The 23,240-nt window shown below is 47.6% G+C and carries 23 protein-coding genes, 4 tRNA genes and 1 other annotated feature; of the genes, 18 read left to right on the top strand and 9 right to left on the bottom strand.

The annotated features are described in order from the left end of the window. Positions 1–78: 78 nt before the first annotated feature. Complete coding sequence (locus ACJMM4_RS04625; protein WP_405381632.1) at positions 79–1,455, bottom strand: NAD(P)-dependent oxidoreductase; 1,377 nt, start codon at positions 1,453–1,455, stop codon at positions 79–81. 226 nt (positions 1,456–1,681) lie between these two features. On the opposite strand from ACJMM4_RS04625, the gene ACJMM4_RS04620 reads away from it, so the two are divergent. The 3 genes from ACJMM4_RS04620 to ACJMM4_RS04610 all read left to right on the top strand — a co-directional run bounded on the left by ACJMM4_RS04620 (position 1,682) and on the right by ACJMM4_RS04610 (position 4,312). Then, entirely contained in the window at positions 1,682–2,989 is a 1,308-nt protein-coding gene (locus ACJMM4_RS04620) for an amidohydrolase (protein WP_405381630.1), read from the top strand. A gap of 70 nt (positions 2,990–3,059) precedes the next feature. Then, positions 3,060–3,866 (top strand): DUF3100 domain-containing protein, encoded by an 807-nt coding sequence (locus ACJMM4_RS04615; protein ID WP_405381628.1) that lies wholly within the window; start codon positions 3,060–3,062, stop codon positions 3,864–3,866. After that, positions 3,866–4,312, top strand: coding sequence for a DUF340 domain-containing protein (locus ACJMM4_RS04610; RefSeq protein WP_405381626.1), 447 nt, complete (start codon positions 3,866–3,868; stop codon positions 4,310–4,312). The genes ACJMM4_RS04615 and ACJMM4_RS04610 overlap by 1 nt, the downstream gene beginning before the upstream one ends. Positions 4,313–4,388: 76 nt before the next feature. Here ACJMM4_RS04610 and ACJMM4_RS04605 read toward each other — a convergent pair whose 3' ends face one another. The 4 genes from ACJMM4_RS04605 to ACJMM4_RS04590 form a co-directional block, all read right to left on the bottom strand. Beyond that, positions 4,389–5,951, bottom strand: coding sequence for a helicase HerA-like domain-containing protein (locus tag ACJMM4_RS04605; RefSeq protein WP_405381624.1), 1,563 nt, complete (start codon positions 5,949–5,951; stop codon positions 4,389–4,391). 13 nt (positions 5,952–5,964) lie between these two features. Then, on the bottom strand, positions 5,965–6,195 hold the full coding sequence (locus tag ACJMM4_RS04600; RefSeq protein ID WP_405381622.1) for a hypothetical protein: 231 nt from the start codon (positions 6,193–6,195) through the stop codon (positions 5,965–5,967). A gap of 19 nt (positions 6,196–6,214) precedes the next feature. Continuing rightward, complete coding sequence (locus ACJMM4_RS04595) at positions 6,215–7,165, bottom strand: magnesium transporter CorA family protein (protein WP_405381620.1); 951 nt, start codon at positions 7,163–7,165, stop codon at positions 6,215–6,217. A gap of 69 nt (positions 7,166–7,234) precedes the next feature. Then, complete coding sequence (locus ACJMM4_RS04590) at positions 7,235–7,474, bottom strand: TIGR03905 family TSCPD domain-containing protein (RefSeq protein WP_405383296.1); 240 nt, start codon at positions 7,472–7,474, stop codon at positions 7,235–7,237. A gap of 315 nt (positions 7,475–7,789) precedes the next feature. On the opposite strand from ACJMM4_RS04590, the gene ACJMM4_RS04585 reads away from it, so the two are divergent. The 12 genes from ACJMM4_RS04585 to ACJMM4_RS04530 all read left to right on the top strand — a co-directional run bounded on the left by ACJMM4_RS04585 (position 7,790) and on the right by ACJMM4_RS04530 (position 14,874). After that, positions 7,790–9,220, top strand: a complete 1,431-nt coding sequence (locus ACJMM4_RS04585; protein WP_405383294.1) for a sodium:solute symporter family protein — start codon at positions 7,790–7,792, stop codon at positions 9,218–9,220. A 3-nt stretch (positions 9,221–9,223) separates the two neighbouring features. Beyond that, positions 9,224–9,664, top strand: coding sequence for a HutP family protein (locus ACJMM4_RS04580; protein ID WP_405383292.1), 441 nt, complete (start codon positions 9,224–9,226; stop codon positions 9,662–9,664). Between the two features lie 12 nt (positions 9,665–9,676). Beyond that, the gene (gene sdaAB / locus ACJMM4_RS04575) at positions 9,677–10,342 is read left to right on the top strand and encodes an L-serine ammonia-lyase, iron-sulfur-dependent subunit beta (RefSeq protein ID WP_405383290.1); all 666 of its coding nucleotides are present in this window, start codon (positions 9,677–9,679) and stop codon (positions 10,340–10,342) included. Between the two features lie 10 nt (positions 10,343–10,352). Beyond that, a complete protein-coding gene (sdaAA, locus tag ACJMM4_RS04570) occupies positions 10,353–11,246 on the top strand; it encodes an L-serine ammonia-lyase, iron-sulfur-dependent, subunit alpha (protein WP_405383286.1) in 894 nt (297 codons plus the stop codon). 20 nt (positions 11,247–11,266) lie between these two features. Then, entirely contained in the window at positions 11,267–11,641 is a 375-nt protein-coding gene (locus ACJMM4_RS04565; RefSeq protein ID WP_405381096.1) for a RidA family protein, read from the top strand. A gap of 105 nt (positions 11,642–11,746) precedes the next feature. Beyond that, positions 11,747–11,822, top strand: a tRNA-His gene (locus tag ACJMM4_RS04560). Between the two features lie 33 nt (positions 11,823–11,855). Beyond that, positions 11,856–11,931 (top strand) — tRNA-Gln (locus ACJMM4_RS04555). A 3-nt stretch (positions 11,932–11,934) separates the two neighbouring features. Further along, positions 11,935–12,010: transfer RNA gene (locus ACJMM4_RS04550), tRNA-Lys, on the top strand. Between the two features lie 45 nt (positions 12,011–12,055). Continuing rightward, positions 12,056–12,140: transfer RNA gene (locus tag ACJMM4_RS04545), tRNA-Leu, on the top strand. A 126-nt stretch (positions 12,141–12,266) separates the two neighbouring features. Continuing rightward, positions 12,267–12,680 carry a hypothetical protein gene (locus tag ACJMM4_RS04540; protein ID WP_405383284.1) on the top strand — a complete coding sequence of 138 codons (414 nt, stop codon included), beginning with the start codon at positions 12,267–12,269 and terminating at the stop codon, positions 12,678–12,680. After that, entirely contained in the window at positions 12,671–12,859 is a 189-nt protein-coding gene (locus ACJMM4_RS04535) for a hypothetical protein (RefSeq protein ID WP_405383282.1), read from the top strand. Before ACJMM4_RS04540 ends, ACJMM4_RS04535 begins: the two co-directional genes overlap by 10 nt. A 782-nt stretch (positions 12,860–13,641) precedes the next feature. Then, complete coding sequence (locus ACJMM4_RS04530; RefSeq protein WP_405383280.1) at positions 13,642–14,874, top strand: S-layer homology domain-containing protein; 1,233 nt, start codon at positions 13,642–13,644, stop codon at positions 14,872–14,874. Between the two features lie 574 nt (positions 14,875–15,448). On the opposite strand, the gene ACJMM4_RS04525 is transcribed toward ACJMM4_RS04530, so the two are convergent. The 4 genes from ACJMM4_RS04525 to ACJMM4_RS04510 all read right to left on the bottom strand — a co-directional run bounded on the left by ACJMM4_RS04525 (position 15,449) and on the right by ACJMM4_RS04510 (position 17,200). Next, entirely contained in the window at positions 15,449–15,814 is a 366-nt protein-coding gene (locus ACJMM4_RS04525) for an endonuclease domain-containing protein (protein ID WP_405383278.1), read from the bottom strand. 423 nt (positions 15,815–16,237) lie between these two features. Beyond that, positions 16,238–16,441, bottom strand: coding sequence for a hypothetical protein (locus tag ACJMM4_RS04520; RefSeq protein WP_405383276.1), 204 nt, complete (start codon positions 16,439–16,441; stop codon positions 16,238–16,240). Positions 16,442–16,556: 115 nt separating this feature from the next. Beyond that, positions 16,557–16,832, bottom strand: coding sequence for a helix-turn-helix domain-containing protein (locus ACJMM4_RS04515; RefSeq protein WP_405383274.1), 276 nt, complete (start codon positions 16,830–16,832; stop codon positions 16,557–16,559). Next, on the bottom strand, positions 16,829–17,200 hold the full coding sequence (locus ACJMM4_RS04510; protein ID WP_405383272.1) for a type II toxin-antitoxin system RelE/ParE family toxin: 372 nt from the start codon (positions 17,198–17,200) through the stop codon (positions 16,829–16,831). The genes ACJMM4_RS04515 and ACJMM4_RS04510 overlap by 4 nt, the downstream gene beginning before the upstream one ends. Before the next feature lie 290 nt (positions 17,201–17,490). After that, positions 17,491–17,703, top strand: a binding site (T-box leader). A gap of 42 nt (positions 17,704–17,745) precedes the next feature. Here ACJMM4_RS04510 and ACJMM4_RS04505 point away from each other — a divergent pair. From ACJMM4_RS04505 to ACJMM4_RS04495, 3 genes are all read left to right on the top strand, one after another. Next, positions 17,746–20,400 (top strand): valine--tRNA ligase, encoded by a 2,655-nt coding sequence (locus ACJMM4_RS04505; protein WP_405383270.1) that lies wholly within the window; start codon positions 17,746–17,748, stop codon positions 20,398–20,400. A 69-nt stretch (positions 20,401–20,469) separates the two neighbouring features. Next, positions 20,470–21,774, top strand: coding sequence for a bifunctional folylpolyglutamate synthase/dihydrofolate synthase (locus ACJMM4_RS04500; RefSeq protein ID WP_405379319.1), 1,305 nt, complete (start codon positions 20,470–20,472; stop codon positions 21,772–21,774). A gap of 24 nt (positions 21,775–21,798) precedes the next feature. Beyond that, a complete protein-coding gene (locus ACJMM4_RS04495; protein ID WP_405383267.1) occupies positions 21,799–23,097 on the top strand; it encodes an O-antigen ligase family protein in 1,299 nt (432 codons plus the stop codon). Positions 23,098–23,240: the final 143 nt, after the last annotated feature.

Here is a 23,240-nt window from a genome sequence, read left to right as displayed (position 1 = left end):
TAAAAATACAACAACGCACCCTGCGTGCTTCCGTAAGTTGGGAAGTAGCCAGGGTGCGTTTAGCTTTTTTATTCTCTTTTACTCCAGATTGCAGTCTTCCAAAAGCTTTTTAGCGTCGATGTATTGGGCGATGCCTGCAGCAACTTTTTTGGATTCCTTCATAGCCAAAACTACAGTTGCAGGACCGTGTACCACATCACCGCTGCTGAAGACGCCGGCACGGGTAGTCATGCCGTAGGGGCGGTCGCGGGTAATGACAAAACCGCGCTCGTCCACTTGGATGCCTTTAGTGGTGCTGACAATGCGGGCTGCAGGCTTTTGTCCCACCGCCAAGATTACGCAATCGCAGGGGATAACTTCCTGACCACCTTCAGCAACGAATTTGCCATCAGCGGTTTTTACAATGTTTTGCACTAAAAGACCTGCCAACTTCGTTTCGTCCGCAGGGGTAGCCTGACGGCGGATGTTGTTGACTGCACGCATTTGTTTCTTATTAAAATAAGCAATAGGCTGTTTCAAGAATTTGAACTGTACGCCTTCTGCCACTGCTGCTTCGTATTCAGAGGGGAAGGCGCTAACTTCGGCATCGGTTTTGTGGTAGACGATGGTAACATTTTTCGCACCACGGCGTACCGCAGTACGGGCTGCGTCCATAGCTACGTTGCCTGCACCAACGACGATAACGTTGTCACCGGTGTGGAGCAGCGTTTCACTAGCGTCCAGTTTACCTTCGTTGGCAAGTACAACCATGCGCAGAAAGTAGGTTGCGGTCAAGATGCCGCTTAACTCTTTGCCGGGCAGGTCGAGAATACGGGGCAGGGAAGTGCCTGTACCCATAAAGATAGCGTCATAGCCTTGGCTGAACAGGTCGTCCACAGTAAAGTCTACGCCTGCCAATTGGTTGGTTTTGATTTCTACGCCGATGGTCAGCAGTTCGTCGATTTCACGACGCACTACGTCTTTCTGCAGGCGGAATTCCGGAATGCCGAAAAGCAGCACGCCGCCAGGTTCGCCTTGAGCTTCGAAAATAGTAACATCGAAGTCCATTTTTGCCAAGTCGCCTGCTACAGTCAAGCCTGCAGGACCGCTGCCGATAACGGCAACCTTACCACGTTTTTTGCTGGAGGGAGAGGTGGGTTTCAAATCATTCTTATGGGCGAAATCGGCGATGAACATTTCCAAGCTGCCGATTTCAATACCGCTGTGTTTCTTCGCCAAAACGCAGTGAGCCTCGCATTGGCGTTCGTGGGGGCATACCCTGCCGCAGATAGCAGGCAGATTGCTGCGTTCGGAGATGATTTCGTAGGCCATGCCGATATTACCTTCGCTGAGGGCACGGATGAACCCGGGAATATTGTTTTCAATGGGACAGCCTGTGCGGCACAGGGGGCGGGTGCAGTTAAGGCAGCGGCGCGCTTCCTGAATCGCTTCGGCGGTAGTTAAAACTCTGCTCATGATCTATTACCTCGTATTTACAATGGAGTAAATTTACACTATTCGTATCTTATATCATATCATAGCAGAGGCAATGGGTAAATAAAAAAATGTAAAATTTGCGATGGAAAGGGTTCTGTGTACCTGCTTGTGTTTGACAATTGCACAATAAGTGCTATAATATAAACAAAATACTTAAATTTTTCGATGTTTGTCTTTTGTATACAAACATCATGGAGGCTTACTAATGGATAAAGAATTATTGAAGCAAAAGGTGTGCGCAGCAATTGATGCGTCCGCTGATAAGATAAAAGCCATTGCCGGCAGCATTGAAAGCGAACCGGAACTGGGCTTTAAGGAGGTAAAAACTTCTGCTAAAGTTGCGGAATTTATGCGTGAATTAGGCTTGGAAACCCAAACCGGATTGGCAATCAATGGCGTCAAGGGCCGTGCCCATGGCGGCAAACCCGGTCCCACCGCCGCAGTTTTAGGCGAATTGGACGCAGTGGGCTGTCCTGAAAGCGCTAAGGCAGATCCTTTGACCGGTGCTGCTCATGCTTGCGGTCATAACCTGCAAATCGCCACTATGCTGGGTGCTGCCTGCGGTATTATGAAGTCCGGTGTGCTTAGCGAATTGTGCGGTGACGTTGTCTTCTTCGGCGTGCCTGCGGAAGAATACATTGAAATCGAATACCGCAAAAAATTGGTGCAAGCAGGCAAGCTGCACTTCCTCAGCGGTAAAGGTCAATTGATTTACGAAGGCGCTTTCGACGATATCGACATGGCAATGCAGATGCATGCAGATAAGAATATGCCTCGTCCCACCGTTTCCATCGGCGACAGCAGCAATGGTTTCGTGGGCAAGACTGTGCAATATGTTGGCAAAACTGCCCATGCTGCCGATGCTCCCCATGAAGGCATCAATGCTTTGAATGCTGCTATGTTGGGACTTATGGGTATCAACGCTCTCCGTGAAACCTTCCGCGAGCAGGACGTTGTCCGTGTACATCCCATCATTACTAAGGGTGGCGACTTTGTTAACAGCGTGCCTGCGGACGTACGCATGGAACTGTATGTGCGCGCGAAAACCATGAACGCTATTGATAATACCCATAAACGCGTGGACGCAGCACTCAAGGCTGGCGGTGACGCTATTGGTGCAGAAACCATTATTACCACTCTGCCCGGCATGATGCCTTTGAACTGCAACCGTCGCATGAATGAATTGATGGTAGCAAACTCCCGTAAGGTAAATCCTGATGTGGATATTAAGGATGCAGGCCATTTCAGTGCTTCTACCGACATGGGCGATGTTTCCCATCTGATGCCTGTTATCCATCCCTTTATTGGCGGTACCGACGGCTTGCTGCACACCGGTGGCTTCCATGTAGTGGATTTTGATGCGGCAGTGCTGCTGCCTGCCAAAGCTTTTGCCATGATGCTGGTTGACCTGCTGGCAGATGATGCGCAAGAGGCAAAAGGTATTTTGGCTGACTTTACTCCGATTCTGACTAAAGAGGAGTACGTTGCCAAAATGGAAAGCTATTTTGGTTAAGACTGCTAACAAAGTGGTTGCTTTGTTTACGGCCTTTATGAAAATAGAATTTTTTTAGGAGGGGTTTGTAATGAAAAATATCAAATTACATGCCATTATTCTGGCGCTGATTATCGTTGCAGAGCTAATCGGCACTCACACAATTACTATTGGCATTGGTCGCATTGTGCTGCTGCCCATGCTTTTTGCTCTGCTGTTGGGTATTTTGACTACTCCCAAATTCCTTAACCTGTCCGGTCAAAAGGAAATGGTTGACGCAAGCAGCTTGATTGGTGTAACATTGATGCTGCTTATGGCTCGTTATGGCACTTTGGTAGGTCCTACTCTGCCCAAGATTCTGGCTGCTTCCCCGGCATTGATCCTGCAAGAGTTTGGTAATCTGGGTACTGTACTTCTGGGCGTTCCTGTTGCAGTTTATCTGGGACTCAAACGCGAAACCATCGGTGCTGCTCACTCTGTAGCTCGTGAACCTAACGTTGCTCTGATCGGTGAAAAATATGGTCTGGACTCCAGCGAAGGTCGCGGCGTTATGGGCGTTTACATTGCAGGTACCGTATTCGGCACCATCTTCTTCGGCATTATGGCCAGCGTTGCTGCTTCTACTCTGCCCATCCATCCTTATGCATTGGCTATGGCTGCAGGCGTAGGTTCTGCCAGCATGATGACTGCTGCAGTTGGTTCTTTGGTTGCTATGTATCCTGATATGGCTGACCAATTGGCTGCTTTCGGTGCTGCTTCCAATATGCTGTCCGGCTTGGACGGTCTGTATATGTCCGTATGGCTGGGCTTGCCCATGACCGAATGGCTGTACAAAAAATTCTATAAGCTTAAATATGGTGTTGAACCTGAAGAACCCAAGAAAGGAGAGGAAGCATAATGAAAGTTAAAGATACTCTTATTGTTTTAGCAATCGTATCCTTCATGAGCCTGTTCTCCAATGTGTTGGGTACTAAAGCCAATATAATTCAATCCATCCCCGGTTTGTTGATTTTGGGCGCTATTGCCTTTGTAGGCATGATGATGTCCAAGTATCTGCCAGGTGGCATTCCGGCTGCTGCTTACGTTGTAACCATTGGCTGCATTCTGACTGTTCCCGGTGTTCCCGGTGCGGATATTATCAATGCTTATGTTAAGAATGTAGGCTTCGTTGCTCTGTGTACTCCGATTCTGGCTTATGCAGGCGTTGCGATTGGTAAAGATTTGGATGCTTTCGCTAAATCCGGTTGGCGCATCTGCGTGCTGGCCATCGTAGTATTCGTTGGCACCTACATCGCTAGCGCAATCATCGCTCAAGGCATCCTGAAATCCTTAGGTCAAATCTAAGAATTTCTTAGCTAACTAAAAATTGCTAAATTTAAAGGCTCCGTCCTCGCTTGGGGACGGAGCCTGTTTTACTATATTATTTCTTTTTCAGTAAGCTGCCAAGGAGGCCGCGTGCTAAACCGGTAGCTATGGATCTACCAAAGGTTTGCAGGGCGCTGGTAGCAACTTTCTCCAGTACGCTGGGCGCTTCTTTAGGCGCACGGCTGGAGGTTCTGCGGGCAGAAGTTTTGGCAGTGGTACTGCGCCCACTGGTGCTGCGAGGAGCGTTGCGGCGTACTTCCTCACGCAGGCTGGTAGTTTCTTCGTCTGCGTCTTCGTCGCACTCTTGAGTTTCTGCTTCCGCTTGTTCAGCACGTTTCATCAGTACTTCGTAGGCGGATTCGCGGTCGATGGCCTCTGCATATTTGCTATAGAGAGCATCATTCTTTATAGCCTTTTGGCGCATTTCGTCGCTGCAGGTGCCCAAATAGCTTCTGGGAGGCATAACGTAAGCACGCTGTACCATGGTGGGCACGCCTTCTGCATCCAGCAGAGAAACGAGGACTTCGCCCGTACCCAGTTCGCCTAAAGCAGTTTCTGCGTTCAGTTCGGGGTTGGGGCGGAAGGCTTGGGCTGCTGCCTTTAAGCCTTTGCGCTCTTTAGGCGTATAGGCGCGCAGTGCGTGCTGCAACTTATTGCCCAACTGCGCTAAAACACTGTCGGGGATATCCGCAGGCTGTTGGGTGATGAAGTAAATGCCAATACCTTTAGAACGGATAAGGCGGACGATTTGCTCTACCTTGTCCAATAGGGAGCGAGGTGCATCCTTAAAGATTAAGTGGGCTTCGTCAAAGAAGAAGACCATCTTGGGCTTTTCTAAATCGCCTGCTTCCGGCATCATTTCGTACAGTTCGGAAAGCATCCACAGCAGGAAGGTGGAGTAGAGCAAGGGATTTTGGAAGAGCTCTGTGCAGTGGAGCAGGTTGATAACGCCTTTGCCGTCTTCAGTAGCAAACCAGTCTTTAATATCCAAAGCAGGTTCGCCAAAGAAGATGTTGCCGCCTTGGTCCTCCAAACGCAGCAATGCACGTTGGATAGCGCCTAAGCTTTGGGAAGAAACGTTACCGTATTTCAATTTAATATCTGCCGCATTATCGCCAACGTATTGCACCATGCTGCGCAAATCCTTTAAATCAAGGAGCAGCAGGCCTTGTTCGTCAGCTACGCGGAAGACGATGTTCATAACACCGGATTGGGTGTCGTTTAATTCTAACAAACGGCTGAGCAGTTCCGGACCCATTTCGGAGATGGTGGTGCGCACGGGCAGACCCATTTTGCCATACACATCCCAAAAGCGCAGGGGATAGCCTTGGAACTTCCAATCCATTTCCAAACCCAGTTTATTCTTAATGCGCTTTTGGAAGCCTTCGCTGTCTTCGCCGGGCAAGCACATGCCGGAAACGTCGCCTTTAATATCGGCCAAGAAAACAGGCACGCCCATTTCGCTAAAGCCTTCTGCCATAACCTTCAAGGTTACGGTTTTACCGGTGCCGGTAGCACCGGCAATCAGGCCGTGGCGGTTTGCCATTTTCGGTGTCAGATAAATGCCGCCGTTGGCGTTTTGACAGAGCCACAGCTTATGTAATTTTTCGATATACATATAATCCTCTCCTTTAAAAAGAGCGTTTTCCTAATAGGGGATGGCTGCAGGGGCGTAGGCTCAGGTGCTGTACCATGTCGGATGCTTCCTCCAAGGGCAGGTCTTCTTTGCTGCCTTGACGCTCCAGCACGCAGAGGGGATTATCCACGCCAACTTCGCCACCGGGGAGATAAATATACTCTTCATTATCTGCGTCGCCGAAAATATAACCGGCGGACAGTTTTTCTGCAATAACTTTGGACATAATGCTCCTTTAATCTACTTTAGAACATGCGCCGCTTCCACAGGAGCCAAGCACTGCCGATGGCAACGGTGAAGGCGATGGCGACAACAAAGGCGAAACCGTAGGGGCTGTCTGCAAAGGGAACGGCAACGTTCATGCCCCACAGGCCGCTGATTAACGTAGGGATTGCCAGCAAAATGGTGACGGACGCCAAGAACTTCATGACAAGGTTCAAGTTGTTACTGATGATGCTGGCGAATACTTCCATCATGCTGTTAAGAATGTGGCTGTACATCTCAACCATTTCTACCGCCTGCTTGTATTCGATGATAACGTCTTCCAGTAAATCTTCGTCTTCCTCGTACACTTTGATTAAATGTTGGGAGGCAGTGGCGCTGCGCAGGCGGAGCAAGCGCTCCATAACGATGGAGTTGCTACGCAGAGAGGTGGAGAAGTAGGTCAAGGACTTCTGCAGATCCAGCAGGTTGAACAGCTCGTTGTTTTCCATGGACTGACGCAGGTGGATTTCCAATTCGTCAGTTCTGCGGATGATGATACGGATATATTTCAAATAGAGGGTGGCAGATTTATACAGGATTTGGAACAGGAAACGGGTTTTCTTGAAGGTGCTGAACATGCGGCTGTTGTGGGTGCCGAAGTCAGCAGTAACGCCGTTAGGTTCCAAGCAGATGGTAGCAATGCCGTCCGCTGTAATGACGATGCCCAAAGGCAAAGTGTCGTAATCCTTATTACTGCGTAGGAAAGGAATGTCCACCAAAATCAAGATTTGGTCATCTTCCACTTCGATACGGGATTTTTCTTCTTCGTCCAGTGCGGCGCTTAAAAAGTCCATTTGGATATGGGTTGCGTCGGCGATTTCCTGCAGCTCCTCTTCAGAGGGGGCCACTACGTCCAGCCAATAGCCTTTTTCCAAACGGTCCAGCTCCAGCTCATCCAAGCCTTGGTCCGTGCTTTTTACAATTTTGTACATGGCGCTCCCTCCTCTCTATGGTCATCTCTTCGAACTCACTTCGTCAGAGACTCCCACGTTTTCTAATATTTATAATCTTTCTAAAATAGCTTTAGACAGTTGGTCTGCACAGCTGGTGCCGCGGCCGCGGCAGTCGTTGCCTGCCAAAATTTCGGCAACTTCGCGGGCATCCTTGCCTTCTACCAGTTTGCCGATGGCGAGCAGGTTGCCTGGGCAGCCGCCAATGAATTCTACGTTGTGCAGTTTGCCGTCAACAATATCAAAATTTATTTTACGGGAGCAAACTCCCACAGGTGTGTAGCTATACATATTTTTAACCTCCAGTGGATTGTTCAATTTGAGACAGTCTGACAATATACAGTAAGAATTTCGACACAAAGAGAAAAAATCCTTTTTTACTATGTAAAACGTAGAAAAAATTTCCGTGTACGTGGCAGATGGATAAAAAGTAAATTTTGTTTAAAAGTTCTTCCTTTTGAGAGCAAATCTTGCTATAATAAAAGGTAATTTATTACCGTGTCGTAGTATGGTAGTAGGGGCTGTAGGAACAAGTAGGACGTGTAGAGTTTCTGCGGCATATTGTACGTGCATTTTGTAGCATGGAAGAAAGGTAGTGTATTTTTTATGTCCATCCAATTAGTTATCGTCTGTCTTTACATTTTGTTGCTCTTCGGCATCAGCTTCTGGGTTAAGCGCCGTGCCGACAAGGGTTCCACCGAGTACCTGCTGGCAGGTCGTAAGCTGGGCACTTTGCTCATCGCTGTAAACATCACCGGTCTTGCTGTAGGCGCTGCTTCTACCGTAGGTGTAGCGGAACGCGCTTTCTCCATCGGTATGGCTGCAGGCTGGTACAACGCTGCTTGGGCTGCAGGCTCTGTAGTTATGGGCCTTTTTGCTGCAGGCAAGCTGCGCAAGATGAAGGTTTCCACTATTCCGGAATTCTTTGAAAAATATTATGATACTAAAGGTCGTGTAATCAGCGCTGTAGGCTTGATCATCATCCTCAGCGTTATCACTTCCTTGCAATATTTGGCAGGTGGTGCGATTCTGTCTTCCCTGTTGCCCAATATTTTCTCCTTCCAAGGCGGTATGCTTATGAGCGCTGCTGTGTTCATCGGTATTACCTTAATTGGCGGTCTGTGGTCCAGCGGTTTGGCAAACATCGTCAGCGTAGTGCTGATTTACTTGGGCATCATCTACTCCTGCGTAGAAGCTGTTGGTAACATTGGCGGCTTTGCTGCTTTAGAGGCTAATCTGCCCAATGCAGAAACTATGATTAATCCTTTGGGCGGTATTCCCATTGTTGTTATCGTTAGCTGGTTCGTAGTTATGATTACTCAAGCTATTACTTCCGGTCCTGTACCCATCGCTTGCGGTGCCAGCAGCGAAAAATCTGCCCGTAACGGCTTTTTGCTGGGCGGTCTTTTGATTTTCCCTATTGGCTTCCTGTGCGCTATTTTGGGCTTGGTGGCTAAGGTTATGTTCCCGGAAATCCCTGTAGAAAAAGCTGCTCTGGCTATGCCTAAAGTAGTTATGAGCTTGAACCCCATTGCCTCCGGTGCAACTTTGGCAGCACTGTGGGCTGCAGACGTTTCCACCGCTTGCACCATTTTGCTGGGCGCAGGCACTTTGTTCTCCCAAGATATTTACAAACGCTTTGTTGATCCCCAAATCTCCGATGAAAAATTCGTTAAAGTTAACCGCGTAATTATCTTTGCTATTGGCTTGGTAACTTTGTGGCTGGCATTTAATGCAGTTGGTATTTTGAAGACCATGATTACCGGCCTGTCCATGACCACTGCTTTGACCTGTATTTTCTTCTTCACCGTTTATGCTCCCGGTCTGTGCCGTCGCAGCAGCGCTTTCTGGACCACTTTGGTTGGTATCGTAGGCATTGTGCTGTGGTTCATGCCCGGTAACGTTTTAGGCTGCATCAAACCGATTTTCAAAGAAGTTGTATATTTTGAATGGGTAATCTGCATTATTACCTTCCTGCTTGTTTCCGTTATTGACAAGAACAAGATTAAGGAAGTAGAAGTTGCAAGCGAGGAATAAATTATGTACGAAAACTCCGGCAAAGGCTGTAGTAGTATTGAAGTAGGCCGTGCTGCTCTGCATATCGCCCTTACTGCTAACCGCTGTGAGGAAAACCGTATGAAGGAGCAGTTGGCATCACAGGGAATAAAATCTACCGCTGTTGATTTTGGCGGCGAATTTATTCCTTCCATAGTAAAAATTATTGAAAGGGCTGTAGTTGCAGCCCAACGCCAACATTTGGTGACGGAAACCCATGTAGGTGCAGGCGCTGTGGCAGGTGCTGCCCACGAAGCTTTAGAGCAAGTGAAAAACAAGGCTGTAGGCTTTAATGTAGGCGGCAAGATCGGCATTGCCCGCTGTGGCGAGCATTTATGCGTCGCTATTTATATGGGCGTAGGCGTACTGAACCTTAACGAAATGTGCGTGGGGCTTGCTCACCGTAGTTTGGCAAGTGATGAATAAGGAGGTCCTTTTATGAACCTTATTGATGTAATCGGCCCTGTAATGATTGGGCCTTCCAGCTCCCATACAGCAGGTGCTGCCCGTTTGGGGCTTTTAGCTGCCAGCATTTTAGGCAGCCGTCCCGTCCATGCAGATATCTACCTGCATGGCTCCTTTGCCGAAACCTACCAAGGTCACGGTACGGACATGGCGCTTTTAGCAGGGTTGATGGGCTGGTTGCCGGATGACGAGCGTATTCCGGAAGCTATGGACCACGCTGGGGAAGCAGGCTTGCAGTATGCTTTCCACAAGGTTGATTTGGGTAACGCTGCGCATCCCAACACGGTGCTGTTCAAATTGACCGGCGAAAACGGCGCTTACTGCGAAATTGTTGGTTCCTCCATTGGCGGCGGCCAAGTCAAAGTAACGGAAATTGATGGCTTCCCTGTGGAGCTGACAGGTCGTCTGCCGGCTATTTTAACCGTGCATACGGATACCAGAGGCGTTATTGCCCTTGTTACAGGTACTTTGGCTAACGCAGGGGTGAATATTGCCACCATGCGTCTGTTCCGCAGCAATAAGGGCGGCATGGCTTCCATGGTTATTGAATGTGACGAGGCAGTACCCCAAGAGATTTTAAATTTGATTGGCGCTTTGCAGCAGATTGAATCTGTTCGCTTTATCGCCAGTGTGTTATAAGGAGCATCCCATGAAGAAAGAAATGCTTTCATTGAACAGCTGGATAGAGGAGGCTACCCGTTGGCAGCAATCCATGGATGAATTCCTGCTGGATTATAATATGAGGGAAATGGAATGCAGCCAAGAAGATTTATTGGCGAAGATGCAGGAAATGTTGCAGGTAATGGAGAAATCTGTAGAGCATGGTCTTACAGGTGTCCGTTCCCACAGCGGTCTGACCGGCGGTGACGCTAAACGCTTGACGGAAGCTGCAGGCGGTGGCAAGTTTGCCGGCCTGTTAGGCGATAAAGCTTTGGATGCTGTTATTTATGCTACAGCAGTGGGCGAATGCAACGCTGCTATGGGCAGAATCGTGGCAGCGCCTACAGCAGGTGCTAGCGGCGTGCTGCCCGGTGTCTTCTTCTCTTTGAAGAAACACTGTAATTTAAGCGATGAAACTTTGGCTCGCGGCCTAGTGGTTGCAGGCAGCATCGGTATGGTCATCGGTCAACGTGCGTCTCTGGCAGGTGCAACAGGTGGCTGCCAAGCCGAATGCGGCAGTGCTGCCGCTATGGCAGCAGGCGCAGCTGTAGCTATGCTGGGAGGCACGCCTGCCCAAGTGGGTACTGCGGTAGCCATTGTCTTTAAAAACGTGCTGGGGCTTGTTTGCGACCCTGTGGCGGGGCTTGTAGAAGTGCCCTGCATTAAACGCAACGGCGCATGCGCATTGCAGGCGCTGCTGGCAGCGGAATTGGCGCTGGCAGGTATTGGCAGCTTTATTTCCGCTGATGAAGCTATTGACGCTATGAAGAGCGTAGGCGATAGTTTGCCTTGCGCTTTGAAAGAAACCGCAGGCGGCGGTATGGCCGCATGTCCTACGGCAGTGGCTTGGGCAAAAGCATATTTTGCCAAGTCCGCACAATAAATTACAAAGGAGAGATAATCATGAAAATTATTTGCAGTGACAAAGCTCCCGAAGCATTGGGTCCCTATTCCCAAGCAGTACAAATCGGTTTTACTCTGTGCATTTCCGGACAAATCGCTATTAACCGCGAAACCGGTGAAATGGTGCAATCCTCCATTGAAGCGGAGACCGAACAAGTAATGGCTAACATTGAAGCAATTCTGGAGGAAGCAGGCTATGGCTTCCGCAATGTTTGCAAGACTACTATCTATGCGACCGACATCAACGATTTTGCTGCGATTAACGGCGTATATGGTAAATACTTCAAAACCGAACCTCCTGCACGCTCCTTTGTACAGGTTGCAGCACTGCCGAAAGGCGCTCGTGTAGAGATCGAAACCATCGCTTCCAAATAATTTGAAAAAAATCTAAAGTTTTTTCAAAAAAGGTGTTGACATCTACTACCCAGTATAGTATAATTACATTCGTCGCCAAGCTATGAAGTTTGGAAACAAAATTTGGTGGCTGTGGTGAAGTGGTTAACACGGCGGATTGTGGCTCCGTTACGCGTGGGTTCGACTCCCACCAGTCACCCCACCTTTCGCAGAAAAGGGTTAACCAATTTAATCTTGGGGCGTAGCCAAGTCGGTAAGGCACGGGACTTTGACTCCCGCATGCGTTGGTTCGAGTCCAGCCGCCCCAGCCATGTGATTCACTAGCTCAGTTGGTAGAGCACCTGACTTTTAATCAGGGTGTCCCGAGTTCGAGTCTCGGGTGAATCACCACGAAATCCAGCCGTCCGTAGCAATGCGGACGGTTTTTGATTATATGCGAGTGTGGCGGAACTGGCAGACGCACTAGACTTAGGATCTAGCGCCTTACGGCGTGCAGGTTCGATTCCTGTCACTCGCACCAAAAAAATTATGGTCGGACGTTGGTCCGGCCTTTTTATTTTTCAAAATAAGTCAAGTTTGAAAAAAACTGTTAATTATGATATAATAACATGAATTTAGACTGAACAGTCAGTAAAGGATGGTTGTAGTGTTTCGTAAAGATAAGTGGTTTAAATTGGGTTGGGCTTATTTTGTTGTGATGTTTATATTAGAAATTATTCTGCCCGCATGGACGGGAGAAGAAAACGGTGTGATTGAAAACTTGCAGATGCTGTGGCTTTTTGCAGGGTTGTGGTACAGTTGGAAGATGATCCGCACCAAGCAGCGCTTTCTGGAGCAGGCAAAATATCTGTGGACTGCAGGCTGCGTATATTTCTTCCTATTGATTATGCGCGAGATTAGCTGGGGCAGAGTTTTCTTTGTGGATGAAAAAGGGCACATGGCGCAGTACAGCGATTTAGGGCTGTATGGCAAGCTGGTGCATCCTACGGTGGCAGTGTTTATTGTGGTAGCGCTGTCTGCCTGTACAAAGCGAAAATTTGGCGCACGTTATTGGCGGTGAAGCTGCCTATTAAATCTTTTGTGCTGCTGTTGCTCTTTATCTTTATGTCCTGGGTGGGCGAAAAGAGCAATTTCACCGGTTTCCATGGCGAGGTTGCCGAGGAGCTGGCGGAGTTTGGCGCCTACATGATGATGTACGTACTGACCAAGGATATGGGCAGACGGTTATTAGAAGAATAGAGAATTTGAGGGGGAGCGTAAAGCTCCCCCTTTTTTTTCGTTGTAAACACCACCCCTCAGGCAACTGCGCCTCTGCGAGGCTTGCTGACAGCTCCCAGAGGCACCACCCCTCAGCCTTCGCTACGCTTCGGCAGCTCCCCTATTAGGGGAGCCGAGACACTTTGGGAGTACTTCCGTATGGTTTAGGAATATTGCCAATAGAATGACCCCTCAGTCAGCTGCGCCTCTACAAGGCTTGCTGACAGCTCCCCTAGAAAGGGGAGCCGAGGCGCTTTGGGTGTGCGTCCGTATGGTTACTAACTACTCTAAGTACACTAGCGAAAGAACACTACAGAGTCTCGTTCCCCCTGCTAGGGGGATGTCAGTGAGCGTAGCGAACTGACAGGGGGTTTGTTATGGGGAATGCTTTTCGTTGCAATCGTTGTGCAACGAAAACGGTTATCGTTGCATTTCGTTTGCGACGCAAAATGCATTATCTTTCTTAACACATCTCTATATATTAGCAAAACGCTAGACTTTCATAAGTTTTACATAAATTATCAGATAAATCTATTGACTTGCGGGTCAAAATGGTATACAATAACCCTAGCGATGCAAAGGTCGTAAGGCAAAAAAGACTGTTGCATTTGCTACACACCCCTCGTATTATAAGGTCCCTGAGGCGCAGGTAATGACCGCATGGTAGAGGAAACAAGGCAACTCTTACCGGACTTGCGGAAATGAGCTTGGGCAAAGGGGTTTTGTAATAAATAAATATCTCTTTTGAAGAGGAGGAAATTATTATGAAAAAATCCTTAGTACTCGCAATGGCTATGGCACTGGGCGTAACCGCTTCTGCTTATGCTGCAAATCCGTTCTCTGATGTTCCTGCTGGCCACTGGGCATATGACAGTATCAACAAACTGGCTGCTGCTGGCGTTATCGACGGCTACGGCGACGCTACCTTCGGCGGCGACAAACTGATGACCCGTTATGAAATGGCTCAAATCGTTGCTAAAGCTATGGCTAAAGGCGCTAATGTTGACAAACTGGCTGCTGAATTCGCTGACGAACTGGACAACCTGGGCGTTCGCGTAGCTAACCTGGAAAAGAAAGCTGACAACGTTAAAATCACTGGCGAAACCAAACTGCGTTACTGGAGCTGGGATAACAAAGGCACCGACAAGACCGTTCAACGTTCTCGTGTATTCATCAACGGTCAAGTAAACGAAGATTGGAGCTTCACTGGTATGTTGGAAAACATCCAAAACTATGGCCATGACGATGATGGCGATGAAGATACTAACTTCCAACGTGCTTATGTAAACGGCAAAATCGGCGGCTTGAAAGTTCAAGCTGGTCGTTACAGCTGGGCTGACTTCAACGGCGGTCTGATTTATGATTCCCGTGTTGATGGCATCCAAGCTTCCTATGGCAAAGACATCAACCTGACTGTTGGCGCTGGTAAAGCTGCTAACGCTGATGGTAGCCATGTTGCTGAAGATATGCTGTATGCTCAATTGGGTGGCAAGATCGGCGTTGTAGAAGCTAAAGCTGGCTACTATAAATTTGACGATGTAAAAGACTTTGGTCCTAAGAATGGCGTAGATAAGGATGGCAAAGACACTTTTGATACCGCTGAAACCGAAATTTGGACTTTAGGTTTGGCTCTGCCTATCGCTAAAGACTTGAAACTGTCCGGCACCTATCTGAATGCTGACGTTGACGGCTATGATGGCGATGATGACGGCTATGTAATTGGTTTGGACTACAAAGGCGCTAAAGCTGCAAAAGCTGGTTCTTGGGGTCTGTGGGCTAAATATTATGACCAAGGCTTCGGCACCACCGTTGCTCACACCATGGAAGGTGACTACTACAAATCCATTGCTACCGAAGGCTTCAAAGGTTATGGCGTAGGCGCTAACTACACCTTCGCTAAGAACATCGTTGGTGCTGTTAAGTACTACGATTTGGAAGCTAAAGAAGGCACCAAAGAAGAAGAAACCCTGTACGCTGAATTGAACTTCATGTTCTAATTCCTGCGCTAGCAGAATTGAATAAACTTCAACATTTACGGGACTGCGTAAGCAGTCCCGTTTTTGTCGTGTTCGGTGTTCGCTTTAATGTCTTGGCTCTCCCTGGGGAGAGCTGTCAACGAGCTGCAAAGCAGCGAAGTTGACTGAGAGGGGAAGATAGAATGAATAAAAGCTAGAAAGCCCCTCTCAGACTGCATCGCCTCTGACGAGGCTCGCAGCCAGCTCTCCCGGAGGGCGAGCCGAGAAGTTCGGAGTTTGTTTTATTGTCTTGGCTCTTCTTATGAAGAAAGTGGAACGTGAAGTGTTCTACTACCACCCTTGGCTCTCCCTGGGGAGAGCTGTCAACGAGCTGCAGAGCAGCGAAGTTGACTGAGAGGGGAATAGAGAATGAGTAAAGGGAAAAGCCCCTCTCAGACTGCATCGCCTCTATGAGGCTCGCAGCCAGCTCTCCCAGAGGGCGAGCCGAGAAGTTAGCGTTATGCGACCACCCTTGGCTCTCCCTGGGGAGAGCTGTCAACGAGCTGCGGAGCAGCGAAGTTGACTGAGAGGGGAACTTGCCAATGTATATAGTCAACTATTTTTGTAAAGTTCTCTCTTTAACCATTTTGTCGATAGCTTCACACACAGAACTAAAATGTTGATTGATATCAATATTTGTAAACCGCATAACAAATAATGAATATTTTTCTAATACTTTACTCCTAAGATTATCATATGTCATACCGTCTTCTGAAAAATGTTGAGACCCATCTAGTTCAATTACAAGCTTTGCTTTATCACAATAGAAATCTACAATGAAATCATCTATTGGCGTTTGTTTTCGGAATTTTAGTGGATAGTTCCGCAGGAATAAATACCAGAGCTTTCTTTCTTCAGTTGTCATGGAGTGTCGTAAGGATTTGGCTTTAGTCAAATTTTCTTTTTTGTAATTTAGAACCATCAAGAGCACTTCCTTTCATGACAGAGTATAGCAATAAAAAACAATATGCGCAAGAAAATTCTGAAAATTATTAGGCGGTTGTTCCTAACCCCTCTCAGTCTGCTCGCCTCTATGAGGCTCGCAGCCAGCTCTCCCAAAGGGCGAGCCGAGAAGTTCGAAATTAGCTATATTGTCTTGGCTCTCCTTGGGGGAAAGGCGTACGTAAAGCGTTATGCGACCATCCTTGGCTCTCCCTGGGGAGAGCTGTCAACGAGCTGCGAAGCAGCGAAGTTGACTGAGAGGGGAAAATCGCGGTGCCCATTGCTATCTTAATTTCTTTATAAAATTAAAAGTCCGATGAGATTTAGAAAGTCTAAAATCTCGTCGGACTTTTCTTAAAGCGTTTTGCTCCAATCCCGCATGGAGATAATGGAGGGCTTTAGGCTATACAGCGATAGCTTTTACTTGCTCTAAAGTGAGTTCGGTTGCTTTGGCGATTTCCTCGTCGCTGAGGACCTTCATCGCTTTAAGATTTTTTGCGGTACTTAAAGCTTTTTGCAGCATGCCGCGTTTTTCGCCACGAGCCTCACCGCGGGCTTCACCACGGGCTTCACCTTCACGTTGAGCTATTTCTATAATTCCAGCCATGTTTTCATCCTCCTTCTTGATGTCTTCGTAAGTTATAATATTAGCAGAACTGCTAGCGTTCACGATTGACAGAAGATTTGCATTTTACATTTTGCAAGAACTCTAATTTTTCAACTTATGCTGGAGTAACTGTTAACTTTAATCCTAAGTTATGAAAGATCTTTAATAACGTATCGATATTAGGTGCAGTTTTCATGGTTTCGATGCGTGCAATAGAAGATTGCGGCATATTGCAAAGTTCTGCTAATTCTCGCTGACTCATACCTTTGCTGTTACGCTGTTTAATTATAGCAGTGATAATTTGCGCTTGTTCTTCTATAGCTTCCATATCATGTTTGTCAGTATCGTCGATTGCTTTTACATACTCCTTATAATCATTCCAGGTTTTCATTGATTACTGCCTCCGTTTCTGCTGAGATAATCATCGCGTTCTGCTTTAGCCTTTTCAATTTCACGTCTAGGCGTTTTCTGTGTCTTTTTTCTAAAGTGATGTAGAAGAATAAATTTGTTCTTGTTAAAACAGAAAAATAGGACTCTGTTATTTCCGGGACGTAATTCCCAAATATTTTCTTCTAGGTGTTTAACAATGTTTTCGTTGATATTAACACCGTTTTCTTGAAGCAATTCAATATAAAGAGACATTTGCTTGAATTGGATTCTAGCGTCTTTGTTTGTCGTGCTTTTCAAGCGCAATTCCTCAAGGAATATCCATAGGTTAGAGTTACCATTTCTGTCTTCGTAAAATTCTACTTGGTACAATTTGTATTCCTTTCTATTATAATAGCATAAATGCTATCACGATTCAACGATGTATTGGGTAAAAGTTTAGCTTGGTTCAAAGATTTCTTCTCCCATAATAAAAACCATCCCCACACTTCTATCTTATTATTTTCTCAAACACATTTCATTAACCATTTTTGTCACTAATGTGATTTCTGTGTGACGAGCAGTAGGCGTTGAGTACAGTAGAATTAATCGCTCTTCCCAAGTAAACACTTGACACAACCACTTTAAATTGTTAAGATATAGTGTGTACAATTTTAAAACACCTAATGGCAAGGAACGGAAGGGCTTTGATGGTAGCCGGCAAAGAGAGGCAGCGGTTGGTGCGAGCTGTGCGGCAAAGTGGAAGCTGTAGTCCGGGAGCCGCTTTGCTGAAATACCAGTAGGCAGGGCCGTGTAGCAGACGTTATTGCAAAGAGTGCCCTGCGCTGAGCGCGTAAGGAAAATAGGTGGTACCGCGGTTAATTATCGCCCTGTTCGTAATGGACAGGGCTTTTTTATTTGCTTAAGGAGGAAAACAAATGGCAGAGGAACACAATATTCCCAAAGTATACGATCCTGCTTCCGTAGAGAAGAAATGGTACGAGTTTTGGGAAAAGAATCGTTATTTTCACGCAGAAGTAGAGGAAGGCAAGGATGCATTCAGCATCGTTATCCCCCCTCCGAATATTACCGGCCAATTGCACATGGGCCACGCTTTGGACAACACCCTGCAAGACATCCTGATCCGTTGGCACCGTATGATGGGTCACAATACTCTGTGGATGCCTGGCTATGACCATGCAGGCTTGGCAACTCAAATCAAGGTAGAAGAAGTTATTAAAAAAGAAGAAGGCAAGACTCGTTACGACTTAGGTCGTGAAGAATTCCTGAAACGCGTTTGGGCTTGGAAGGAACAATATGGCGACCGCATCATCAACCAGCTGAAACATTTGGGCGTATCCTGCGACTGGGAGCGTAAACGCTTTACCATGGACGAAGGCTGTTCCAAAGCTGTACGCGAAGTATTCTGCAGCCTGTACGAAAAGGGCTTGATCTATAAAGGCACCCGTATTACCAACTGGTGCGTAAACTGCAACACTGCTCTGTCCGATATTGAAGTAGAGCATAAGGATGACCCGGGCCATCTGTGGTACTTCCGTTATCCCGTTGTGGAAGAAGAAGGCACCTATCTGACCATTGCTACCACCCGTCCGGAAACCATCCCCGGCGATACTGCTGTCGCAGTTAACCCCGAAGACCCCCGCTACGGTCATCTGGTTGGCAAAACTCTGCGCCTCCCTGTAAATGGTCGCATTATCCCCATCATTGCTGATAGCTATGTTGATTTGGAATTTGGTACCGGTGCTGTAAAAATCACTCCGTCCCACGACCCCAACGACTATGAAATGGGTATCCGTCACAACCTGCCCAGCATCGTAGTAATCGGCATGGACGGCATTATGACCAAAGAAGCCGGCAAATACGAAGGTCAAACCCGCGAAGAATGCCGCAAGAACATTGTTGCTGATTTGAAGGAAGCAGGCTATCTGGTTAAGATTGAAGAACATTCCCATGCAGTTGGCCATTGCCAACGTTGCGGTTGCATTGTAGAACCTTTGGTATCCACCCAATGGTTCGTAAAAATGGAGCCCTTGGTAAAAGCTGCTGTTGATTGCGTAGAAGACGGTCGTACTCAATTCGTACCGGAACGCTTCACCAAAACCTACACCGGTTGGATGGATAATATCCGCGATTGGTGTATTTCCCGCCAAATCTGGTGGGGACATCGTATCCCCGTATGGTACTGCGATGACTGCGGCGAAATGCACGCCAGCCGTACCGACCTGACTGCCTGCCCCAAATGCGGCAGCACCCATATCCATCAGGACGAGGATGCACTGGATACTTGGTTCAGTAGCGCCCTGTGGCCCTTCTCCACTATGGGCTGGCCGGAAAAGACTCCGCTCTTAAAACAATTCTATCCCACCAGCGTACTGGTAACCGGTTACGATATCATTTTCTTCTGGGTTGCACGTATGCTGATCATGGGCATGGAATTCATGAAGGATATTCCCTTTGAAAAGGTATTCATCCATGGCTTGGTACGCGACAGCCAAGGTCGCAAAATGTCCAAATCCCTGGGCAATGGTATCGATCCCTTGGAAGTTATTGATAAATACGGCGCTGATACCCTGCGCTTTATGCTGATTACCGGCAACACTCCGGGCAACGATATGCGTTTCTACTGGGAGCGTGTGGAAGCAACCCGTAACTTTGCCAACAAGATTTGGAATGCTTCCCGTTTCGCTTTGATGAACATGGAAGGCTACGATCCCAAGGCAGAGCTTGCTCCCTACACTCTGGCAGACAAATGGATTTTGAGCCGTTTGCAGCATACTGCTAAGAGCGTAACCGAAATGCTGGAGAAGTTCGAGCTGGGCGAAGCAGGCCGTATGATTTACGACTTCATCTGGGGCGAAGTTTGCGACTGGTATATCGAGCTGGCAAAACCCCGTCTGTACAATAAAGAGAACCCTGCAGAACGTGCTACCGCACAACATGTACTGGCTAAAGTACTGACTAGCGCTATGCAGCTCCTGCATCCCTATATGCCCTTCATCACCGAAGAAATCTACCAATGCCTGCCTCACGAAGCAGAAAGCATCATGATCAGCAAATGGCCTGAAGCTGATGCTGCATTGATGGACGATGAAGCAGAACGCCTCATGGGCGCTATTATGGAAAGCATTAAGGCTGTCCGCAATATGCGTGCAGAAGTAAATGTTCCTCCCGGAAAGAAAGTTCCTGCAACTATGCTGGTAGCTGCAGACTTGAAGGCCGGTGTAGAGGCTAATGCCGACTACGTACATCTGATGGGTGCTATTAGCGAGCTGACCGTGCTGGATGACAATGCTGCTAAACCGGAAAACGCTATGGCTGCAGTTGTAAGCGGTATTGAAGTATATCTGCCTTTGGCTGGCCTGATCGACGTGGAAAAGGAAACCCAACGTTTGAACAAGGAATTGGCTGCCATCGACAAGGAATTGAGCCGTGTAGAAGGCAAGCTGGGCAACGAAGGCTTCCTAGCTAAAGCTCCTGAAGCAGTTATTGTGAAGGAAAAATCTAAGGCTGAAGAACTGAATGGCAAGAAAGCTGCTATTAACGAACGTCTGGCATATTTGAAAACCCTGTAAGCAATATCTAATAACTAACAGAGAGGTTGGCTCGTCCAGCCTCTCTCTTTCCTATATGGAGGAAGCACTATGAATTATGTAGAAAGCCTTGGCTATTTAGATGGCTTGGGCAAATTCGGTATCCAGCTGGGCATGGAGCGTATTGAAGGCCTTTTGCGTGAACTGGGCAATCCGGAACAAAAGATTAAAACCATTCACGTAACCGGTACCAATGGCAAGGGATCCGTCACCAGTATGATTACCAACATCCTGTTGGCAGCAAATTTGAAGGTGGGCAAGTTTACTTCTCCCCATCTTGTGAAATACAACGAGCGCATCTGCCTCAATGGTAAGGATATTAGCGATGATGATTTTGCCATGGCTATTAGTGCAGTACGCGTGGCCGCGGAAAGCGTAGTGAAAAAAGGCGTGTGTCAACAACCCACCCAATTTGAAATCCTGACTGCTGCAGCATTTTTGTACTTCTATCTGCAAAAGGTGGATTATGCTGTCATCGAAGTTGGCATGGGCGGTTTGTGGGATTCCACCAATGTAATTACGCCTGTAGTCAGCGTTATTACTAACGTGGCTTTGGACCATACTGATCGTTGCGGTGCTACTGTGGAGCGTATCGCTATGCAAAAGGCAGGCATTATTAAGGAAAAGGTGCCCGTAGTAACTGCTGCGGAAAGCAACGAAGCTTTGGGACCCATCATCAGCTTTGCCATGTTCAAGGAAGCACCTGTGTATCTGTATGGCAAGGCATTTTGGGGGACGGAGGTAGAAAGCAGTATGGCAGGGCAGAAGTTCACCCTCCATGCAGGCAATACCTACGCCTCCGATTACGAAATCAAGCTGCCCGGTGAGCATCAAATAAAAAATACCAGCCTAGCAATTGTAGCAGCCAAACTGGTATCCAAGCAGGATGACCGCATTAACGAGGTGGCTTTGCATATTGGCGTTGCCAATACACTGTGGCCTGGTCGTTTAGAGCGCATCCATGTTAAGCCTGATATTATTTTAGATGGTGCTCATAACCCTAATGGGGCAGAAGCACTACGTAAAGCTTTGGATAAATATTACCCTGGTAAAAAAGTTACCTTCGTCTTCGGCATGATGGGAGACAAGGACATGACCGGTGTTATTAAAACTTTGATTCATGCTGACGATGTGGTGTACACCGTGCGTGCGGACCAAGGTGCTCGTGCAGCAGAGGCTAAGGGCTTGGCACAATTAGTGGGCCCTAACGCTATTCCTATGGCAAGTCTGGCGGAAGCTTACAGCACTGCTCTTGCTTCCGTAAAAGAGGACGACGTGCTCTGCGTTTGCGGCAGTCTGTATCTGGTTGGCGAATTTAAGAAAATGCTGTTGGAAGAACGCCAAAGCATGAACTAAAGTTATTAGCAAGGATTGGACAAAATGGATTGGCAAAAACTTGCAGATAAATTAGACAAAAAAATATACTTGATGTTGCTGTTTACGGTTGCTGTGATTCCTTTACGGCAGGAGTTCACTGCTTTCTGCGTCAGCATGACGTTCTTAGCAGCGCTTTTTGTGGCAGTGGTGCAGAAAAAGCAAGCACCGCAGGTACTGCGCCCTTGGCAGCAGGGAGCGTTATGGGTGCTTGTGGCAATCAGCATCATTTCCATCTATTTTTCCCGTGACCGCTTTATTTCCTCGTGGAATTGGTTGTACGTGGTGGGGCAGTACTGCGCCTTGTTCTTTGTATTGCTGCGCTACGGTTGGCGGGAGCAGGAAAGCTGTCAGGCTGCACTGCGGGAGCAGGGGAGCCTGTGGCAGCGTTTTCAAAGCTTGCCAAGGCCTTTGCAGCTAGTGGGCGCTTTTTTGGCAGTGTCCGTTTTTGTTAGTGCCTTGGGCATTCTGCAAAAAGTTTTGGGCATTGCGGGAGAAGGTATTTGGTCGGACCCGGACCAGTTCCCTGACCTTAAAGTGCGCGTTTATTCTACATTGGTCAACCCCAACATTTTAGCGGGCTACTTAGTTTTGGTCATTGCCTATGCTACCGCCTTTTTCAACGTAGCCAAGAGCAGACTGAAACTGCGCCTGATCTTCTTAGGCATTGGTATTTTGGCGGCGTTATGCCTGCTCTATACCTACAGCCGTGGTAATTGGCTGGCCTGCGCTGCCGTGCTTTTGGCGTTCTGCATCTTGTTCTGCCATAAAGCTTTTGTGCCCGTGTTGGCAGGTGGCGCTGCTGCCTTGGCAGTGGGCGGTGCTGCAGTTATGCAGCGTTTAGCTTCCATCACCAGCGGCGAAGATACTTCTGCTGCCTTGCGCATTGCCTATATGGAAAGCACTGTGGCGGTTATTGAAGATTTCCCTTGGGGTGTAGGCTGGTGCGGATATCGCTTTGTTTATCCTGACTATAATTTTTATTTGGATGATACCAGTGTCATCATGTACCATTGCCATAACATTTTCCTCAACGTTTTTGCGGAACTGGGGGTGCAGGGCATCCTTGCCTTCCTTTTGGTATGGTGGGGTATCTTCCTGCCTGCAGGCTGGCGTTTAGCCTACGCAGGGCGTACTTTGTGGCTGAAAGCTATGGGCAGAGGCTACGTGCTGGCAACAGTGGGCATTGCTATTGGCGGTCTTACGGATCACGTCTACTTTAATACTCAAATGGGCTTGCTCTTTTGGCTCTTAGGTGGCTTGACCATGCTGTGCGCTAAAATAAACTCTGATAGAAATATGTAAGAAATTTTACAGTTAGTCTGCAAAATAAAAATAAAATTGAAAATTTGTTAAAAATGGTTGACTTGAATTAAAATATAAAGTATACTCACTATCAAATTGAAAAAGAGGGAGCAAAGGCGAAACGAATTCGTACCGATGGCGAG

Source organism: Phascolarctobacterium sp. (assembly GCF_045124115.1).
In the GTDB taxonomy this organism is placed as follows: domain Bacteria; phylum Bacillota; class Negativicutes; order Acidaminococcales; family Acidaminococcaceae; genus Phascolarctobacterium_A.
The sequence above is the reverse complement of the archived record's forward strand: the minus strand, read 5'-3'. Positions and strand labels throughout refer to the sequence as shown.

Coding starts and splice junctions, on each gene's coding strand:
- ACJMM4_RS04530 (WP_405383280.1), top strand. CDS start 13,642: ATGAAAAAATCCTTAGTACTCGCAATGGCTATGGCACTGGGCGTAACC.
- ACJMM4_RS04595 (WP_405381620.1), bottom strand. CDS start 7,165: ATGTACAAAATTGTAAAAAGCACGGACCAAGGCTTGGATGAGCTGGAG.
- ACJMM4_RS04600 (WP_405381622.1), bottom strand. CDS start 6,195: ATGTCCAAAGTTATTGCAGAAAAACTGTCCGCCGGTTATATTTTCGGC.
- ACJMM4_RS04585 (WP_405383294.1), top strand. CDS start 7,790: ATGTCCATCCAATTAGTTATCGTCTGTCTTTACATTTTGTTGCTCTTC.
- ACJMM4_RS04525 (WP_405383278.1), bottom strand. CDS start 15,814: ATGGTTCTAAATTACAAAAAAGAAAATTTGACTAAAGCCAAATCCTTA.
- ACJMM4_RS04610 (WP_405381626.1), top strand. CDS start 3,866: ATGAAAGTTAAAGATACTCTTATTGTTTTAGCAATCGTATCCTTCATG.
- ACJMM4_RS04590 (WP_405383296.1), bottom strand. CDS start 7,474: ATGTATAGCTACACACCTGTGGGAGTTTGCTCCCGTAAAATAAATTTT.
- ACJMM4_RS04495 (WP_405383267.1), top strand. CDS start 21,799: ATGGATTGGCAAAAACTTGCAGATAAATTAGACAAAAAAATATACTTG.
- ACJMM4_RS04505 (WP_405383270.1), top strand. CDS start 17,746: ATGGCAGAGGAACACAATATTCCCAAAGTATACGATCCTGCTTCCGTA.
- ACJMM4_RS04620 (WP_405381630.1), top strand. CDS start 1,682: ATGGATAAAGAATTATTGAAGCAAAAGGTGTGCGCAGCAATTGATGCG.
- ACJMM4_RS04520 (WP_405383276.1), bottom strand. CDS start 16,441: ATGGCTGGAATTATAGAAATAGCTCAACGTGAAGGTGAAGCCCGTGGT.
- sdaAB (WP_405383290.1), top strand. CDS start 9,677: ATGAACCTTATTGATGTAATCGGCCCTGTAATGATTGGGCCTTCCAGC.
- sdaAA (WP_405383286.1), top strand. CDS start 10,353: ATGAAGAAAGAAATGCTTTCATTGAACAGCTGGATAGAGGAGGCTACC.
- ACJMM4_RS04580 (WP_405383292.1), top strand. CDS start 9,224: ATGTACGAAAACTCCGGCAAAGGCTGTAGTAGTATTGAAGTAGGCCGT.
- ACJMM4_RS04615 (WP_405381628.1), top strand. CDS start 3,060: ATGAAAAATATCAAATTACATGCCATTATTCTGGCGCTGATTATCGTT.
- ACJMM4_RS04605 (WP_405381624.1), bottom strand. CDS start 5,951: ATGTATATCGAAAAATTACATAAGCTGTGGCTCTGTCAAAACGCCAAC.
- ACJMM4_RS04565 (WP_405381096.1), top strand. CDS start 11,267: ATGAAAATTATTTGCAGTGACAAAGCTCCCGAAGCATTGGGTCCCTAT.
- ACJMM4_RS04515 (WP_405383274.1), bottom strand. CDS start 16,832: ATGAAAACCTGGAATGATTATAAGGAGTATGTAAAAGCAATCGACGAT.
- ACJMM4_RS04500 (WP_405379319.1), top strand. CDS start 20,470: ATGAATTATGTAGAAAGCCTTGGCTATTTAGATGGCTTGGGCAAATTC.
- ACJMM4_RS04625 (WP_405381632.1), bottom strand. CDS start 1,455: ATGAGCAGAGTTTTAACTACCGCCGAAGCGATTCAGGAAGCGCGCCGC.